This is a genomic window from Streptomyces aurantiacus, assembly GCF_027107535.1.
Lineage (GTDB): Bacteria > Actinomycetota > Actinomycetes > Streptomycetales > Streptomycetaceae > Streptomyces.
Genome location: NZ_CP114283.1, coordinates 3,917,319 through 3,933,936, shown reverse-complemented (window position 1 = coordinate 3,933,936; position 16,618 = coordinate 3,917,319). Strand labels below are relative to the sequence as shown.

Here is a 16,618-nt window from a genome sequence, read left to right as displayed (position 1 = left end):
ACCGTTGTGACGCCTGTGACCTCTTGGCACGGGGGTGAAAACCCGGGACTCTGAACTGCACATGTCAGAGAGGGCGTTGGCCTGCAGAGGGCCGATGAGGAGGACGCTTGTGAACGGCAGACCGGCATCGAGGCTCTTCGGATCACGGCGCGCCCGCCGAAGGACGCTCGGCGTCCTCGCGGGCGCCGCCGCTCTGGTCCTGGCTTTCCCGGCGACCGCCCTGGCGGCCCCGCCCGGCGCCCTGCCCGCCAGTGCCGACGGACTGGACCAGACGTTCCAGCCCGCCTACGACTACGACACGGACGGCTGCTACTCCTCACCCGCCATCGGCCCCGACGGGACCGTCAACGGCGGACTCAAGCCGAGCGGTGCCCTCAACGGCCAGTGCCGTGACGCGTCGGACCTGGACAACACCAACGGGTACTCGCGCTCCAAGTGCAACAACGGCTGGTGCGCGATCGTCTACGCCCTCTACTTCGAGAAGGACCAGGCCCTCGCCGGCAGCGGGCTCGGCGGGCACCGGCACGACTGGGAGCACGTCGTGGTGTGGGTGCAGAACAACCAGGCCGAGTACGTCTCGACGTCCAACCACGGCTCGTTCACGGTCCACAACCGTTCGGCGATCCGCTTCGACGGAACGCACCCCAAGATCGTCTACCACAAGGACGGGATCAGCACGCACTGCTTCCGCGCCGCGGGCTCGGGCGACGAGCCGCCGGAGAACCACAAGGGAACGTGGCAGTACCCCTCACTGGTCGGCTGGAACGGTTATCCCGCGGGCGTGCGCGACAAACTGACCGCGTACAACTTCGGCAGCGCCACGCTCGGCATCAAGGACAGCACGTTCAACTCGCACCTCGCGTCGGCCAAGCCGGCGGGGATCGCCTTCGACCCCAACGCCTGACCGCGCGTCACACCGAAGGACCGTCCCGGCGGGGCCGGGGCGGTGCCCCGGCCCCGCCGGGAGCGCCGCCGTCGGGACGGGCCGGCAGGACCGCCGCGGCGAAGGCGGTGACATCCTGCACGAGCCGTTCGGGCTCCTCCCAGTACAGGACGTGACCGGCTCCCTCGTACACGACGAGTGTCGCGCCGGGAATCGTGTCGAGGATCAGCTGCTGATCGGCGCGCGGCAGAAGGCTGTCGGCGTCGCCCCAGAGCACGAGCGTGGGCACGAGGATGCCCCTCAGCGTGGCCGCGAGGTCCGTCTCCAGCAACCCGCGCATGGTCTCCCGCCACACCCGCGCGGGCACTTTGAGGTTCTCCTCGGCCAGTGTCGCCAGGAGCCCGCGTGCCAGTGGCCGGGCCGTGAGACCGTCGAGCAGTTCCTCCACGAAGGCACGCGGCACGGGGTCCGCGAGGTTCTGGATGCTCTCTCCCAACGCCGTGGCGCCCGGCTTGTCGGCGAGTGTGGCCGGGACGCCCGCCAGGACGAGACCCGCCACCCGGTCGGGGTGGCTGCCCGCGACCAGCCGTGCGGCCACACCCCCGCTCGACGCTCCGACCAGGACGGCACGCCGGATGCCCACGGCGTCGAGGAACTCCACGAGATCGCCCGCGAAGTCCTCCGGGCCGTAACCCTCCTCGGGCCGTTCGGCGTCGCCGTGGCCCCGCTGGGTGGGGGCGTATCCGTGCAGCGCGCCGGGAAGCTGCCTGAGCAGCGGCTCGAACGTCCACCAGGAGTCCGCGAGACCGTGCACGAACACGACGGGAGCGCCCTCCGGGTAGCCCGCCTCGGCATAGGGGAGGACGAGTCCGCTCTTCAGCTGGGCGGCCCTCACCGCGATCGTGCTCACGGCGGCCCTCCTGACGTCGGTCGGCCCCCTCGCACGCGCCCCGCTGGGCGGTACGACGATCTCAATCGTAATGAGGGCCCGAGCGGACCGCCCGTCCACACAGAGGCGGACCGGCGGCTTCGCGTAGCCGAGACGCCTTCACTTCCTTGTGGATTCCGGGCGATTGCCCACCGTCTTTGCTTCACATCTTGACGAGCTTGGTTCAGACCTTTAGGTTCACCGATCGCCGAGATTCCACGAATGCGCTCATCGTTCACGTCCATGGACGACGATTTCTCTCCCTCCCCCCACGTCACAGGAGAATCCGTGTTCAGATCGACGAGATCACCAAGCCGTCGGATACCCACCCTCCTCACCGCCCTCGCCCTGGTGGCGTCGGCCGCGTCCGCCGTGGCGGCGGCCCCGCCGACGCGGGACGCCAGGGCCGCCGCCCTCCCCACCGGCTGGGCCACCGTCGTCAACGCGGGCAGCGGCAAGTGTGTCGACGCCCGGGCGGCCGCGACGGCCGACGGCACCGCCGTCCAGCAGTACGCGTGCAACGGCGGCCAGGCCCAGCAGTGGGAGCTCCGCGACACCACCGACGGGCACGTCCGGGTCGGCAACCGCGGTGACGCCACGAAGGCCTGGGACGTCACCGACGTCTCGGCGGCCGACGGCGCGCTCGTGCAGCTGTGGACGTACGGCGGCGGCGCGAACCAGCAGTGGCGGCCCGTCGCGGAAGCGGGTGGGGCCTATCACTTCGTGAACCGGCACAGCGGCAAGTGCCTCGACGTACCGGGTGCGTCGACCGCCGACGGCACACAGCTCCAGCAGTGGACGTGCAACGGCTCCGCGGCCCAGTCCTTCCGCGTCGATCCCGTCGACGTCCAGCAGCCGCCCGGAACGCCGGACCTCGGCCCCAACGTGACCGTCTTCGACCCGTCCACCCCCGCCGCCACCATCCAGCGCAGCCTCGACGCGGCCTTCGCGCAGCAGGAGACCAACCAGTTCGGCTCGGCCCGCAAGGCCTTCCTCTTCAAGCCCGGCACGTACGACGCGAACGCCAACGTCGGTTTCTACACCCAGGTCGCGGGCCTCGGCCTCTCCCCCGACGACGTCACCATCCGCGGCGCGGTGCACGCCGAGGCCGACTGGTTCCAGGGCAACGCCACCCAGAACTTCTGGCGTTCGGCGGAGAACCTGTCCGTGACACCGACGTCCGGCACCGACCGCTGGGCCGTCTCACAGGCGGCTCCCTACCGGCGGATGCACCTGCGCGGCAACCTCCAGCTCGACGACGGTGGCTGGTCGAGCGGCGGCTACATGGCCGACACCAGGATCGACGGCCAGGTCAGGTCGGGTTCGCAGCAGCAGTGGCTGTCGCGGAACACCGAATGGTCGAGCTGGACGGGCTCGAACTGGAACATGGTCTTCGTCGGTGCGCAGAACGCCCCCGCCACCAGCTTCCCCAACCCCCCGCACACCACGGTCGACCGCACACCCCTCTCGCGCGAGAAGCCCTTCCTGTACGTCGACGCGGCCGGCGCCTACAAGGTGTTCGTGCCCGCCGTACGCACCGACTCGCGCGGCACCACCTGGGGCGCGGGCACGCCCGCGGGAACCTCCCTGCCGCTGTCCGACTTCTTCGTCGTCAAGCCGGGCGCGACCGCGGCCCAGCTCAACGCCGCTCTCGCACAGGGCAAGAACCTGCTGGTCACCCCCGGCGTCTACCACCTGGACCAGACCCTCAAGGTCACCCGCCCCAACACCGTCGTACTCGGTCTGGGCCTCGCCACGCTCATCCCGGACAACGGCATCACGGCCATGACGGTCGCCGACGTGGACGGCGTCAAACTCGCCGGCATCCTCGTCGACGCGGGGACCACCAACTCGGCGCAGCTCCTGGAGATGGGTCCGAGCGGCTCCTCGGCCGACCACAGCGCCAACCCCAGCTCCCTGCACGACGTGTTCTTCCGTGTCGGGGGCGCGGCCGTGGGCAGGGCCACCACCAACCTCACGGTCAACAGTGACGACGTCATCGGCGACCACCTGTGGATCTGGCGCGCCGACCACGGCAACGGCGTCGGCTGGAACACCAACACCGCCGACACCGGACTCGTGGTCAACGGCGACGACGTCACCATGTACGGCCTGTTCGTCGAGCACTACCAGAAGCACCAGACCATCTGGAACGGCAACGGCGGCCGCACGTACTTCTACCAGAACGAGATGCCCTACGACCCGCCCTCCCAGTCGGCCTGGATGAACGGCTCCACCCAGGGCTACGCCGCCTACAAGGTCGCGAACTCCGTGACCAGCCACCAGGTGTACGGCTTCGGCAGCTACTGCTATTTCAACGTGAATCCGGCCGTCACCGCGGAGCGCGCCATCGAGGCGCCGAACAACGCGAACGTGCGCTTCCGCAGCATGGTGACCGTCTCGCTGGGCGGCACCGGCACGATCCGCCACGTCGTCAACGACCGCGGCGGCCCGTCCGACTCCGCCACCAACGTCGCCAACCTCGTCAACCACCCGTGACCGCCTACAGGAACGCCCACAAGAAGGGGCGCACCATGCACGGAATCAGACCGTCCGGACCGGTACGCGTGGCTCTGCGGGTGCTCGTGCTGCTGGCGACCCTGCTGGGGCTCGCGGCGCCGCCCGCCCACGCGGCCCCGGAGGCGGCACCGTTCAAGGTGCTCGCCCTGCACAGCGGGACGTGGGACGCCGCGCACATCAGCTTCGTCCGCGAGGCCAACCGGTGGTTCCCCGCCCGAGCCGCCGAGAACGGCTTCTCCTACACCGCGAGCACCGACTGGAATCTGCTGGCCAACGGGGGTGTCGACGCCTACCAGGTCGTCCTGTTCCTCGACGACCTGCCGCAGAGCGCCGCCCAGCGGTCCGGCTTCGAGCGGTACATGCGCGCGGGCGGCGGATGGCTGGGCTTCCACGTCGCCGCCTTCACGACGGAGGCCCAGCGGTGGCCCTGGTACCACCAGCAGTTCCTCGGCGGCGGGAACTTCAGGTCGAACACCTGGGGCCCGACGACGGCCACCCTGCGGGTGGAGGACCGCGTCCATCCTTCGACCCGGAACCTGCCCGCCACCTTCACGTCGTCGGTCAACGAGTGGTACAGCTGGTCGAACGACCTGCGGCGCAACCCCGACATCAGGATCCTGGCCTCGATCGACCCCAGCAGCTTCCCGCTGGGCACCGATCCGAACCAGACCTGGTACAGCGGTCACTACCCGGTCCTGTGGTCCCACACGAAGTACCGGATGCTGTACGCGAACGTCGGCCACAACGCGATGGACTACGCGACCGACACCCCGCTGTCGTCGACCTTCGCCGGCGCGTCCCAGAACCGGTTCCTGCTCGACGGGCTGAAGTGGCTCGGCGGCACCCTGAAAGGCCGTCAGGCCGGGCCGATCGACCGTTCGTGACACAACCCCGGCCGTCGTGGGCTAGATTTCGAACGCCCTCGGTTCCGGACTCCATCGGAGGGGCGCTCTGAGGAGATTCTGGAGCGGTACATGCACCCCTTGGAAGTATCCAGACCGGCTCCGCCGCTGATGCAGGGAGGACTCGCCGACAGTCTCTTCGAGACGGCGGACCGCGACCCCCTCCTGCCCCAGTTGGCGCGCCGCTCCGACGCCTCTCCCCCAGTCTGGTCACCGGTGACCGCGATCGAGCTGCGGGACGAGGTGGTCGATGTCGCGCGGGGCTTCATCGCCGCCGGCATCTTCCCGGGCCACCGCGTGGCCGTGATGGCGCGCACCCGCTACGAGTGGACCGTCCTCAGCTACGCGCTGTGGACGGTCGGCGCCGAGATCGTGCCGATCTACCCGACCTCCTCGCACGAGCAGGTCGGGTGGATCCTCCGCGACGCGGGCTGCGTGGCCGTGGTGGTGGAGGACGAGCAGAGCATCATGACGGTCGGCTCGGTGTGCGCCTCGCTGCCGGCCCTGCGGCACGTCTGGCAGCTCGACGCCGGAGCGCTGGCGGACCTGGCGGAGTCGGGCCGGTCGGTACCGTTCACCACGGTCGAGTCCATGCGCCGGATCGTGCTGCCCGATTCGACGGCCGTCATCGCCTACACCTCCGGCACGACGGGGCACCCCAAGGGGTGCGCGCTGAGCCACAGCAGCCTGGCCAGCCCCTGTGACACGCTGCTGGCCGGATGGGGGCACACCGCGGCGCCGCCGGGACAACAGCCCGCCATCCTGGCCTTCCTGCCTTTCTCCCACGTCTACGGCCTCATGATCCAGGGGCTGTGCATGCGCGGCGGAATGCTCATGGGCCACGAACCCGACCTGCGCGCGGAGACCCTGGCCGACGCCCTGCTGTCCTTCCGGCCGACCTATCTCTACGCCGTCCCCTTCGTCTTCGAGAAGCTCTACAAGAACTTCCTCCGCAAGGCCCAGGAGGCGGGCCGGGGCGCCCTGTTCGAGCGCGCGGTCCGCACCGCGCAGGACTTCGCGGCGGCCGCCGAACGGCACCGGCTCGGGACCGGCCCGGGGCCCGGCTTCGATCTACGGATGCAGCACGCCCTCTACGACAAGACGGTGTACCGCAAACTCCGCGCGGCACTGGGCGGAAGGGTGTGCGGCGCAGTGTCGGGCGGCTCTCCCCTGAACCGTGAACTCGCCCTGTTCTACTCGGGAATCGGGATCTTCGTCCATGACGGGTACGGACTCACGGAGACGAGCGGCGGCATCACGGCCCAGCCCGTCGGCCGGGAGAAACTCGGCACCGTCGGACAGCCTCTGCCCGACACGGAGATCCACGTGGCCGACGACGGGGAGATCCTCGTGCGGGGCCCCTCGGTCTTCCAGGGCTACGTCAACGACGCGGCGGGCAACCGGGCTGCGCTGCGCGACGGCTGGCTCGCCACCGGTGACATCGGCCGCCTCGACAACGAGGGGTATCTGAGCATCACCGGCCGCAAGAAGGACATCGTCATCACCAGCGGCGGCAAGAGCGTCGCACCCGCGGCCCTCGAAGAGCGCCTGCGGGTCCATCCGCTCATCCACCAGGCGGTGGTCGTGGGTGACAACCGGCCCTGCGTGGGGGCTCTGATCACCCTCGATCCCGAGTTCCTCGCGCACTGGCGCTCCGTCCACGCCATCCCGGGCGAGGCGCACGACCGCGAGACGCGCGAGGAGAACGCCCTGCGCGAGGAGATCAACCGCGCCGTCGCCGCGGCCAACAGCACCGTGTCGCGCTCGGAGTCCATCCGCGTGTACCGGGTACTGCCCGAACCGTTCGACCTCTCCAACGGGATGCTCACCCCGTCGATGAAGTTGCGCAGGGACGCCATCGCGCACCGGTACGCCGCCGAGATCGACGCGATGTACCAGTCGTCCACGCGCGCCCCCAGGAGCCTCATGCCCGCCGATCCGTACAACTGGGACGACGCGGACAACGTCTTCAGATGAGCGATGCGCCGTCCACGGGTGCCGCGTACCTCCATGCGGCCGGGGCATGATCACATGGACCGTTCGCGCAGAACCTGACGTGGTGAGGGCCGGGAGAGACCTATGCGACGAGTACACAGGGCCCGGTTGTCGGCCTGGGTCGGCACGTCGGCAGTGCTGGTGGCGGTGACCGCGGCCTGCGGCAGCACGGAAGCCGGAGCCGAGGGATCCGGCTCCGGCTCCCCCACCGCCTCTGCGTCCCGTCCTTCGCCGTCGCACGCCCGCTTCGTCGAGGAGATCGAGTGGGCCGACGGCCGCCGCGTGGGTATGTACTACGCCGCCGGACGAGGGCTCATGGAGCAGCACCAGGACACCGCGGGCGGCCCGTGGAGCAAGCCCCGTCTGGTGTACGCGACCGAGGGCGACTCCTGCCAGGGCATCACGCTGAAGGCGATCCGCGGCACGGTCGCGGTCATGGCGAACTGGGGTGTCTACTGCTCGGACGGCGAACCGCCGACGGAGTCCCTCGCCGCGGTCGGCACCCGGAACCTGTCGACGTGGGACACCAAGGCCACCAAGGACTTCGACGGCTGGGAGAAGGCCCGGGCGGTGACCGGCACCGAGGACCTGCTGTTCTCGCGATCGTCCACCGAGTGGCTCACCCGGTTGCGCTGGAGCCCGGCGGGCGGTTTCGGCGAGGTGGAGAACATCCGCCGCTAGGCCCTGTCGTCACGAAGGCCGTCGGCCGCGGGCGGGCCGGAGCCGCGTGCCGGAGCAGGTCGCGCGGGAGTGCGCCGGACAGGTCACGCTGGACGAGGTGGACGTCGACCGGGCCGGACGAGGATCGGACCACGGACCACCGGTGTCCGCCCGCTCCGTGAGGAGGCCCGCCATGCCGCAACCCGATCCGCATCTCGCGCTCGTCCGGGCCGTTACGGCCCGCACCCCTCAGGGCTGCGAGGAATGCCTTCGTCTCGCCTCGCCCTGGACACATCTCAGGTTGTGCCTGACCTGCGGACACGTCGGATGCTGCGACTCCTCTCCGCTGAAGCACGCCCGCCGGCACGCGGCCGGAGCCGGCCACCCGGTCGTGCAGTCGCTGGAGCCGGGCGAGAACTGGCGCTGGTGCTACGTCGACGAGGCCATGGTCTGACACGGGCCGCGCAGGCGCCGGAAGCGGGCCGCGCCTCCAGGAATCCGTGTCGTGCACGCTTCTTGACGCCTCGTGATCCAGAAGCTTACTTTCGCAGCGATTAAAACGATTCAAATCCGGCCCCCAAGGGGGCCTCTTCGTGCTGCCCCCGGGGAGTGGACAGGAACCATGAACGACCTCACCGCAGTTCACCGGACGGGTCTCCGGCGCCGCACCCTCCTCGCCGCGGCGGCCGTGACGGCCGCCGTCGGAGCCGTCGACCGGGCGGCACCCGGCCGCGCGTCGGCCACCGTGTCGGGCGACACCGGCGCATCCCTGCGCTTCGCCGAGCCGGCCCCCGCGGTGCGCCCGAAGTTCCGCTGGTGGTGGCCCGACGGCCTGGTACGGCCCGACGAGATCAGACGGGAGATCGACCAGATCGCCGACGCGGGTTTCGGCGGCGCGGAGATAGCCGCCGTCCACCACAGCGTCACCGACACCGCGGTGCTGGACACCGCCCGGCACGGCTGGGGAACCGCCGCCTGGGTCACGGGAGTCGAGGCCGCGCTGAGCCAGGCCGCCCGACGCGGTCTGACCGTCGACCTCACCGTCGGCCCCAGCTGGCCCGCCGCCGTACCCGGCATCACCCCCGACAGCGAGGCCGCCGTCAAGGAGCTCGCCCACGGAGCGACCACCGTGGCCTCCGGCGCCACCTACACCGGCCCCGTCCCGGAGCCCGTCCACGAGGCGGCCTCCGGTGTGAGCGGGCAACGGCTGCTCCTGGTGCAGGCGGCGCGGGTGAACACCGCGCACTCCACCCGCAAGGAGACCGGCCTCGACCAGGACTCGGTCCGCGATCTCAGCGCCGCCGTCACCGACGGCGTCCTCGACTGGACCGCGCCCGACGACGGCACGTGGGTCGTGATCGCGTACTGGGTGCGCGGCTCCGGCCAGACCCCGGAAGCGGGACCGCACACCGACCCGCCCGCCTACGTCGTCGACCACTTCAGCGCGGCCGGTACACGCGCGGTGACCGACTTCTGGGAAGCACACATCCTCACACCTGCCGTCCGCAGACTGCTGAAGGTGTCCGGCGGGGCGCTCTTCGAGGACTCCATCGAGCTGGAGACCGACGGACTCCAGTGGACACCCGGCCTGCCCGACGCGTTCAGCGCACACACCGGCCGCTCCCTGCTGCCGCTGCTGCCCGCCGTGATCCTCGACAACAGCAACCAGGTCTACGCCTTCGAGGCGGCCGTCACCCGCCAGATCCGCCACGACTTCTGGGAGACGGTCTCCACCCTCTTCAACAGGCACCACCTCACCGCGCTGCGTACCTGGGCCCACTCGCTCGGTCTCCAACTGCGCTCCCAGCCCTACGGTCTGCAGACCGACGCCATCGCCTCGGCCGCGATCCTCGACATCGCCGAGGGCGAGTCCCTGGGCTTCAAGAACCTCGACGACTACCGGTGCCTGGCCGGCGGCCGTGACATGGCGGGGCACACCGTGCTCTCGTGCGAGGCGGGCGCGTACGCGGGCAGCGCCTACAGCACCACATGGCAGAGGTTCCTGCGCACCATGGGCGGCGCCTACGCCGCCGGGGTCAACCAGACGGTCGTCCACGGCTTCTCCTACGCCGAGCTGCCGGGCGTCGACTGGCCCGGATACGCGGCCTTCACCCCGTACAAGGGCACGGCGGGTTACGGCGAGTCCTGGGGTCCCAGGCATCCCACCTGGAAGCACGTCGCGGACGTGTCCGGCTACCTCGGCCGCGTCCACCAGGTGCTCCAGACGGGTCGGCCCCGAGCGGACGTCGCGGTGTTCCGGCAGACCGGGTACACGGCCACCGGCATCGGCGCCTCGTGGTTCACCGCCACGGGCGTCACACTCGGCTGGACCCATCAGTTCCTCAGCGGGCCGCTGCTCGACCTGCCTGCCGCGACCGTGCGCGGGGGACGGCTCGCCCCCGACGGCCCCGCCTACAAGGCCCTGTTCGTCGAGGGCGACTTCTTCCACGGCTCCACGGTGACCCTCGCCCTGCGGGACGCGCGCACCCTGCTGCGGTTCACCCGCGCCGGGCTGCCGGTCGTCCTGCTCGGCGCCTGGGACACGGTGACCCCGCCCGGCGTCCCGGACACCGGTGAGACCGACGAACTGCGCTCGCTGGTCGGGGAGTTGCTGGCACAGCCACTGGTTCGCCGCGTCACGGAGAAGACCGCGGTCCCCGACGCGCTCGCCGCACTCGGCGTGCGGCCCGATGTCCGCCACGCGACCGCCTCGACACTCCTGAACGCCCACCGGGTCGCCGACGGTGTCGACTACTACTACCTGTGCAACGGCAAGCACGCCGAGACCGTCAAACCGCCGGTCGCCGCCATCGACCACGAGGTCACCCTGCACCGCACCGCGGCCAAGGGCGTGCCGTACCTCCTGGACCCCTGGACCGGCAAGGCCGAGCGGATCGCTCAGTACACCGAGGACGGCGGCTCGGTCACCGTACGGGTCACCCTTCAGCCCGCGGAGACCCTTGTTGTGGCGATCGGCCGGCCGGGCCTCTTCGGTGACCGGCGCGGCACCCGACCGCACGCCGTCACCAGTGAGGCGGGCGAGGTGCGCTGCACGAACACCGGCCTGGCCGTCCGCGCCACGGCCACGGGCACGTACCGGACCGTGCTCTCGGACGGGCGTACCGCACGCACCTCTTTCAAGGACGTCCCGGAGCCGATGGAACTGGCCTCGTGGCGCCTGCGTGTCCAGGACTGGCGGCCCGGCGCCTCGGCCACCCGGACCAGCGTCGTCGGCCACGAGCTGACGCTGGACGCGCTGGTGCCCTGGTCGCAGATCGCCGAACTGGCCGACGTCTCGGGCATCGGCCGCTACCGCACCACGGTCACCCTCGGCCGCGGCTGGACCGGCGGACACGGCGCACGTCTGGAGCTGGGCACGGTCACCGACACCTGCCAGGTCACCGTCAACGGCCACCGGCTCGACCCGGTCGACCAGATCCATCCGGTGGTGGACCTGGGCGGTCTGCTCGGACGTGGCCCGAACGTCATCGAGGTGGAGGTGGCCACCCCGCTCGCCAACCGCCTGCGGGTCAGCGATCCCGGCGTGTACGGCGGCCTGACCCGGGGGGCGTACGGGCTGCTGGGCCCGGTACGGCTGATCCCGTACGGGGAGGTCCGTATCGGCTGACCGCAGGTCGACGCCGCCGGCCCGCGACCACCGACGCGGTCGCGGGCCGGCGGCGTTCCACCCGGATGCCGTACTGCGGAACTCACCCGGTCGAAGAGCCGACCGGTCGGCGCAGCACGGTGGTGAGCGCGCCTGGTTCGAGGCCCTCGGAAGGGCCGCACGCGGCCGCGGCCACGAGCGGATCCTCGGGCACCGGACCCGCCAGAGCCGGTACGGGCACCTCGCGGGGCGTCCGCCGGGCCTCCCGCAGGCTGGGCTCGGGGACGGGCGGGACCAGTGGGGCGCGTTCCATGGCACGGGCCCGGCGTGAGAACCAGACGATCCTTCCGCCGCTTCCCGTGGTGCAGCACCCCCAGCCGTCGCTCAGCGCGGCGATGCGGGCCAGGCAGCCGCGCGTCGCCGATTCCGGGTGGAACTCCCCGTCGTGGTCCGCGATGGCGGTGATGAGGTGCTGGCCGTTCCACCACATCTCGATGGTGGTGTTCTTGTCCGTCGCGTGCTCCGCGATGGTTCGCAGCAGCGTCTCGGCGCAGTGACAGACGGGTTCGACGAGATTCTCCAGGTTCCAGTACCGGAGGTGGGCGGCCAGAATGCGCCTGGCGTGATCGACCCGCTCGGGACTGACTTCCACGTCGAGGTGGTAGTAGCAGGGCACTACGGTCTTCATCGTCGTTGGCTCCTCACCGGCGAAGCTCCCGCTTCCTCCCGGCCTTCGCGGGCCGGGCCCCGAACACAAAGCGTGAGCAGTGATCGCTCCTGAGTCACTCCCATCAGAGTGGGAGTGGTACTCCATTCGTGCAACACGAAAGCCGGTCACATGTCGTTGAATCGACAACAGGACGTTCGGTGCCCGCGCGTGCACCATGAGTGAGGGTGTCGGCCGTTGTAGTCGGCCGGTGTCTCCGCGTGCACGGCCTTCCCGCACATCCGAGCGAACCGTGCGCATCCGAGGGAGTGGAAGGTGACCAGTGAGATGCTGCTGCCTGCCAAGGACGAGGTCGCCAGGCACCTGGAGTTGTACCGGGCCTGGGAACGCATGATGCTCGCGGCCCCCGCCGACCGTGCCGCGCGGGGCAACTTCGAGGACACGGGCTACACACTCTGTGTCCTGATGGGCAAACGCTGCGCCCGGGAGGCCGTGCACGCCGCCGAGCGCTACCTGGCGGCCACCTCGGCCGCCCGTCGCCGCGAACGGGCCAACGCCGGCCCGAAGAGCGGCGAACGCCCGGGCCGTCCCGACGGACTCGCGGCGAGCCCCGTGGCCTAGGGCTGCGACCCGACGGCCGGCCACGGACCAGGACAACGACGACGGAGGTGAATCCCATGACCGAGAACCCGGCAGACGGCCGCGTCCCCCCTGTTGGCCGCATGCCCGTCGTTCCGATCGGCCGAGTCCCCGTCGTCGATGTCCGTCCGGCCGTCGACCGCGGCAACCGCCCGGCGAAGGCGGTTCCGGGCGAGACGTTCCAGGTCTCCGCCACTCTCTTCGGGGAGGGCCACGACGCGGTCGCCGCGAACGTCGTCCTGCGCGATCCCGAAGGCCGCACCGGCCCGTGGACGCCCATGCGGGAGCTCGCCCCCGGAAGTGACCGCTGGGGCGCCGACGTCACTCCCGAGACGGTGGGCGACTGGTCCTTCTGGGTGGAGGCGTGGTCGGACCCCGTGTCCGCCTGGCGCCGGTCCGCCCGCATCAAGATCCCGGCCGGCATCGACGTGGGCCTGGTCCTGGAGGAGGGCGCCGAGCTGTACGAGCGGGCCGCCTCCGGAGTGCCGCGCGAGGCGGGACGGGCGGCCGTGCTGACCGCCGCGGCCGCCCTGCGCGACGAGTCCCGCCCCCTGGCCGCGCGTCTGGCCGCCGCGCTGACGCCGGACGTGGACGCGGCGCTCGCCGGACACCCCCTCAGGGAGCGGATCTCCCGATCGGAACCGCTCCCTCTGCGCGTGGAGCGGGAGCGGGCGCTGTACGGCTCCTGGTACGAGTTCTTCCCGCGGTCGGAGGGCGCGCTGGTCGAGCCGGGCAAGCCGCCGGTCAGCGGCACGTTCCGGACCGCGGCGCGACGGCTGCCGGCCATCGCCGCGATGGGCTTCGACGTGGTGTACCTGCCGCCGGTCCACCCCATCGGCACGACCTTCCGCAAGGGACCGAACAACAACCTCTCGGCAGACCGTGGGGATGTCGGGGTTCCGTGGGCGATCGGTTCGCCGGAGGGCGGGCACGACGCCGTCCATCCCGATCTCGGCACGATCGACGACTTCGACGAGTTCGTCCGCGCCGCGACCGCTCTGCAACTCGAAGTCGCCATGGATTTCGCGCTCCAGTGCTCACCTGACCACCCGTGGGTGGAGAAGCACCCGGAGTGGTTCCACCACCGCCCCGACGGGACGATCGCGTACGCGGAGAACCCGCCGAAGAAGTACCAGGACATCTATCCGATCTCCTTCGACAAGGACATGCCCGGCCTGATCCGGGAGACGGTCAGGATTCTTCGGTTCTGGATGGGTCACGGCGTACGGATCTTCCGCGTCGACAATCCGCATACGAAGCCGGTCATGTTCTGGGAGCGCGTGATCGCCGACATCAACGGCACCGATCCCGATGTGATCTTCCTGGCCGAGGCCTTCACCCGCCCGGAGATCATGCACACTCTGGCCCGCGTCGGTTTCCAGCAGTCGTACACGTACTTCACGTGGCGCGACACCAAAGAGGAACTGACCGAGTACCTCACCGAGCTGTCGGGTGAGGCGGCCGCCTATATGCGGCCCAACTTCTTCGTCAACACCCCTGACATTCTCCCCGGGTTCCTCCAGCACGGAGGCCGGCCCGCTTTCGAGATCCGTGCCGTCCTGGCAGCGACGCTCTCTCCCGCCTGGGGAATGTACGCGGGATACGAACTGTGCGAGAACACCGCGGTCAGGGCAGGGACCGAGGACTATCTCGACTCGGAGAAGTACCAGCTTCGACCGCGGGACTGGGAGGCGGCCGAGCGCGCGGGAACGTCCATCGCGCCGCTCATCGGCTCGCTCAACAGGATCCGGCGGGAGCACGGTGCGCTGCGCCGGCTCAGGAACGTCCATTTTCACGAAGCCGACAACGACGCCGTGATCGTGTACAGCAAGCGCACCGGTCATGACGTGGTCGTGGTGGTCGTGAACCTCGACCCTCACCACACCCAGGAAGCGACCATCTCGTTGGACATGCCACGACTGGGCCTCGACTGGCACGAGTCGGTGCCGGTGCGCGACGAGCTCACCGGCGAGATCTACCACTGGGGCAGGACCAACTACGTACGCCTCACGCCCGGACAGCGGCCCGCGCACGTCACCACCGTCCTGCGACCGTCCTCACCGCCCACCGGAGGGTCACCCACATGATCGTCAACGAGCCCGTCCCGGACACATTCGAAGACACCCCCGCCAAAGACCGGGACCCCGAATGGTTCAAACGCGCCGTCTTCTACGAAGTCCTCGTCCGCTCCTTCCAGGACAGCAACGGCGACGGCATCGGCGACCTCAAAGGCCTCACCGCCAAACTCGACTACCTCCAATGGCTCGGCGTCGACTGCCTCTGGCTCCCCCCCTTCTTCAAATCCCCCCTCAAAGACGGCGGCTACGACGTCTCCGACTACACCGCCGTCCTCCCCGAATTCGGCGACCTCGCCGACTTCGTCGAATTCGTCGACGCCGCCCACCAACGCGGCATGCGCGTCATCATCGACTTCGTCATGAACCACACCAGCGACCAGCACCCCTGGTTCCAAGCCTCACGCAACGACCCCCAAGGCCCCTACGGCGACTACTACATGTGGGCCGACGACGACAAGCAATACCCCGACGCCCGCATCATCTTCGTCGACACCGAAGCCTCCAACTGGACCTTCGACCCCATCCGCAAGCAGTACTACTGGCACCGCTTCTTCTCCCACCAACCCGACCTCAACTTCGAAAACCCCGCCGTCCAGGAAGAAATCGTCTCCGCCCTCCGCTTCTGGCTCGACCTCGGCATCGACGGCTTCCGCCTCGACGCCGTCCCCTACCTCTTCGCCGAAGAAGGCACCGACTGCGAAAACCTCCCCGCCACCCACCACGTCCTCAAACGCGTCCGCGCCGAAATCGACGCCCACTACCCCGACACCGTCCTCCTCGCCGAAGCCAACCAATGGCCCGAAGACGTCGTCGACTACTTCGGCGACTACACCACCGGCGGCGACGAATGCCACATGGCCTTCCACTTCCCCGTCATGCCACGCATCTTCATGGCCGTCCGCCGCGAATCCCGCTACCCCGTCTCCGAAATCCTCGCGAAAACCCCCGCCATCCCCTCCGGCTGCCAATGGGGCATCTTCCTCCGCAACCACGACGAACTCACCCTCGAAATGGTCACCGACGAAGAACGCGACTACATGTACGCCGAATACGCCAAAGACCCCCGCATGCGCGCCAACATCGGCATCCGCCGCCGCCTCGCCACCCTCCTCGACAACGACCGCAACCAGATCGAACTCTTCACCGCACTGCTGCTGTCACTGCCAGGATCACCGATCCTCTACTACGGCGACGAAATCGGCATGGGCGACAACATCTGGCTCGGCGACCGCGACGCCGTCCGCACCCCCATGCAATGGACCCCCGACCGCAACGCAGGCTTCTCCTCCTGCGACCCCGGACGCCTCTTCCTCCCCACGATCATGGACCCCGTCCACGGCTACCAGGTCACCAACGTCGAAGCCTCCATGAGCAACCCCAGCTCACTGCTCCACTGGACCCGACGCATGATCGAAATCCGCAAACAGAACCCCGCCTTCGGCCTCGGCTCCTACACCGAACTCCCCTCCTCCAACCCCGCCGTCATCGCCTTCCTCCGCGAACACGGCGACGACCTCGTCCTGTGCGTCCACAACTTCTCCCGCTTCGCCCAGCCCACCGAACTCGACCTCCAGACCTTCAACGGCCGCCACCCCGTCGAACTCATCGGCGGCGTCCGCTTCCCCGCCATCGGCGACCTCCCCTACCTCCTCACCCTCGCAGGCCACGGCTTCTACTGGTTCCGACTGTGTGGGGCCACTCCCCTCACCAAACGCCGATTGATGGTGTGCTCCTGAAAG

At 69.8% G+C, this 16,618-nt stretch carries 11 protein-coding genes and 1 pseudogene; 10 read left to right on the top strand and 2 right to left on the bottom strand.

What is annotated here, in order from left to right; all coding sequences use genetic code 11:
• Positions 1 to 94 precede the first annotated feature (94 nt).
• A complete protein-coding gene (locus tag O1Q96_RS19250) occupies positions 95 to 904 on the top strand; it encodes an NPP1 family protein (protein WP_383207663.1) in 810 nt (269 codons plus the stop codon).
• 7 nt (positions 905 to 911) lie between these two features.
• Here the strand turns inward: O1Q96_RS19250 and O1Q96_RS19245 are convergent, their stop codons facing one another.
• Complete coding sequence (locus O1Q96_RS19245) at positions 912 to 1,793, bottom strand: alpha/beta fold hydrolase (protein ID WP_269249370.1); 882 nt, start codon at positions 1,791 to 1,793, stop codon at positions 912 to 914.
• A gap of 306 nt (positions 1,794 to 2,099) precedes the next feature.
• On the opposite strand from O1Q96_RS19245, the gene O1Q96_RS19240 reads away from it, so the two are divergent.
• From O1Q96_RS19240 to O1Q96_RS19215, 6 genes and pseudogenes are all read left to right on the top strand, one after another.
• The gene (locus O1Q96_RS19240) at positions 2,100 to 4,310 is read left to right on the top strand and encodes an RICIN domain-containing protein (protein WP_419586915.1); all 2,211 of its coding nucleotides are present in this window, start codon (positions 2,100 to 2,102) and stop codon (positions 4,308 to 4,310) included.
• 35 nt (positions 4,311 to 4,345) lie between these two features.
• A pseudogene (locus tag O1Q96_RS19235) lies at positions 4,346 to 5,173 on the top strand (ThuA domain-containing protein); the annotation flags it as partial.
• Positions 5,174 to 5,305: 132 nt separating this feature from the next.
• Positions 5,306 to 7,210, top strand: coding sequence for an AMP-dependent synthetase/ligase (locus O1Q96_RS19230; protein ID WP_269249369.1), 1,905 nt, complete (start codon positions 5,306 to 5,308; stop codon positions 7,208 to 7,210).
• Positions 7,211 to 7,312: 102 nt separating this feature from the next.
• Positions 7,313 to 7,909, top strand: coding sequence for a hypothetical protein (locus O1Q96_RS19225; protein ID WP_269249368.1), 597 nt, complete (start codon positions 7,313 to 7,315; stop codon positions 7,907 to 7,909).
• Between the two features lie 172 nt (positions 7,910 to 8,081).
• A complete protein-coding gene (locus tag O1Q96_RS19220; protein WP_269249367.1) occupies positions 8,082 to 8,342 on the top strand; it encodes a UBP-type zinc finger domain-containing protein in 261 nt (86 codons plus the stop codon).
• Positions 8,343 to 8,510: 168 nt separating this feature from the next.
• Positions 8,511 to 11,516, top strand: coding sequence for a glycosyl hydrolase (locus O1Q96_RS19215; protein WP_269249366.1), 3,006 nt, complete (start codon positions 8,511 to 8,513; stop codon positions 11,514 to 11,516).
• Positions 11,517 to 11,598: 82 nt separating this feature from the next.
• Here O1Q96_RS19215 and O1Q96_RS19210 read toward each other — a convergent pair whose 3' ends face one another.
• Positions 11,599 to 12,183, bottom strand: a complete 585-nt coding sequence (locus tag O1Q96_RS19210) for a pep a2 (protein WP_269249365.1) — start codon at positions 12,181 to 12,183, stop codon at positions 11,599 to 11,601.
• 306 nt (positions 12,184 to 12,489) lie between these two features.
• Between O1Q96_RS19210 and O1Q96_RS19205 the strand changes: the two genes are divergently transcribed.
• Genes O1Q96_RS19205 through treS form a run of 3 tightly spaced genes read left to right on the top strand, consistent with a single transcriptional unit; the run spans position 12,490 to position 16,615 of the window.
• Positions 12,490 to 12,783: a DUF5133 domain-containing protein gene (locus O1Q96_RS19205; protein ID WP_269253646.1), complete on the top strand. Its 294-nt coding sequence runs from the start codon at positions 12,490 to 12,492 to the stop codon at positions 12,781 to 12,783.
• A 56-nt stretch (positions 12,784 to 12,839) separates the two neighbouring features.
• Entirely contained in the window at positions 12,840 to 14,888 is a 2,049-nt protein-coding gene (locus O1Q96_RS19200; protein ID WP_269249364.1) for an alpha-1,4-glucan--maltose-1-phosphate maltosyltransferase, read from the top strand.
• Entirely contained in the window at positions 14,885 to 16,615 is a 1,731-nt protein-coding gene (gene treS, locus O1Q96_RS19195; protein ID WP_269249363.1) for a maltose alpha-D-glucosyltransferase, read from the top strand. The genes O1Q96_RS19200 and treS overlap by 4 nt, the downstream gene beginning before the upstream one ends.
• Positions 16,616 to 16,618 lie beyond the last annotated feature (3 nt).